At 38.8% G+C, this 1,563-nt stretch carries 3 protein-coding genes; 1 reads left to right on the forward strand and 2 read right to left on the reverse strand.

Going from position 1 to position 1,563, the window contains the following annotated elements:
• Positions 1–628: 628 nt before the first annotated feature.
• Positions 629–769, forward strand: coding sequence for a hypothetical protein (locus F6K22_RS40595; protein WP_293110801.1), 141 nt, complete (start codon positions 629–631; stop codon positions 767–769).
• Positions 770–982: 213 nt separating this feature from the next.
• Here F6K22_RS40595 and F6K22_RS40600 read toward each other — a convergent pair whose 3' ends face one another.
• Entirely contained in the window at positions 983–1,126 is a 144-nt protein-coding gene (locus F6K22_RS40600; RefSeq protein WP_293110803.1) for a transposase, read from the reverse strand.
• 2 nt (positions 1,127–1,128) lie between these two features.
• On the reverse strand, positions 1,129–1,377 hold the full coding sequence (locus F6K22_RS40605; RefSeq protein WP_293110804.1) for a transposase: 249 nt from the start codon (positions 1,375–1,377) through the stop codon (positions 1,129–1,131).
• Positions 1,378–1,563: the final 186 nt, after the last annotated feature.

Genomic DNA, 1,563 nt, shown 5'->3' on the forward strand with positions numbered 1-1,563 from the left:
GTTTTTCCTCCAGCATCAGAATTCCTTGACCAACTCAGTGTTTTCTTGATTTTTCAGAATTTCTTGAAGGAGCACTCAGCACTCAGCAAGCCTCTTTCAGAGGAGCTGCCTCTGAAAGAGGAGCTGCGCTAACGCTAACGCTAACAGCAATCAGCTTTTCAGGCGTGTATAATGGGGGATTCAAACCCCCACGCAAAGCGCACCACTAATTTTTCAAATTATAGTGGGGGACTTAAACCCTTGGATTTTTAGCTGTTAACGTAGTTACGACCCAGGAGGCTAGCTAAATGCGCTCAAGCTAATAGCTAGTTAACTAATAGATGAATATGTTAGTGTGATAAATACACTAACATTTTTGCTTTTACATTCACTCTAATGTCTACACAAAAATCCTATAAAACTACTCAATCAGCAACCCTTAGAGGGAAACAAATCAAGAGTAAAGAGCGTAAATTTTAGCAAAAAATCAAGCTTCTTTAACAAGAAGGAGAGGTAGCTCCTCCTGAAGTTCATCTCATTCGTTATCAAGTCAATAGAAATCAGAAACTGTACTATTATTATAAATTACAATCTGGGCAGCCTATTTTTCCTATGGCTACTGACAGTCAGAAAAAAAGTAAATATAAATATGAACGGAAAAGCTGGAAGTGAAGCTCATATTGATGCGGTTAAAAAAATGACTCGAAGGAATCTTATTGATGAGTTGAAGAGAGTTGTTCATTCCCTTCAAGAAAGTCCCGTTAGATATCTGTTTTGGTGGAGAAATTGAACCAGACCCATCCTATGATTTTCAAATGGGATAAATAATGTCAAAAACGAAGATAATTCCAGTATGAATTCGGTCTTTAAACATTAATTTCATTAGTTAGTGTAAATATTACACTAACTATTTTTTTTTGTCCAAAGTCCAATGCCTAATCACAGCATTTTTACGCGGTGCAATAGTCGTTTTTATCCCTCGTTAGTGAGCTGTCTCATAGCACTAGTATTTGTCATAACCCCCATCACCTGAAACTTGGGCTATTTCACCTTCTACTCCATCTAATAGGTCAGAAAATACCTGGTCGTCACTCACATTATTGGTTGTGACAACTGCTGTGACAATCTCTCCGGTGGCCTCATTCACACCTAGATGTAATTTACGCCATGTCCTACGTTTACGCGACAACCATGAATCCTGGTTTTCCATTCCCCTTCACCGTATACTTTGACCCCTGTAGAATCTACTACTAAGTACATCCCTTCTGTGGTTGGCATTACTGGTATCACAATATTCAATTTTCTGACCCTACGGTATGCAGTGCTATGGTCTGGTACCGATAAATAAGCGCCCATCAAATTAAATATAGATTCTACAAACCGTTCTGTTTGTCCCATACGCTAATCCGAACAAACTACTGATAGTGACTATTAGTTCAATAGCTACATCACTATAACAGGGAAAACGCATCTAATTTTTTTGACAAATGACCAAGATTCCGCTCGGAGAAGGTGCTGTGTGATACATTTGCTCCCACAAAAACTATTTTCGAGTCAGGGATAGAACTCCATTCTACCCTCCAC

This window comes from Okeania sp. SIO2F4, from assembly GCF_010672385.1.
Taxonomy (GTDB): Bacteria; Cyanobacteriota; Cyanobacteriia; order Cyanobacteriales; family Microcoleaceae; genus Trichodesmium.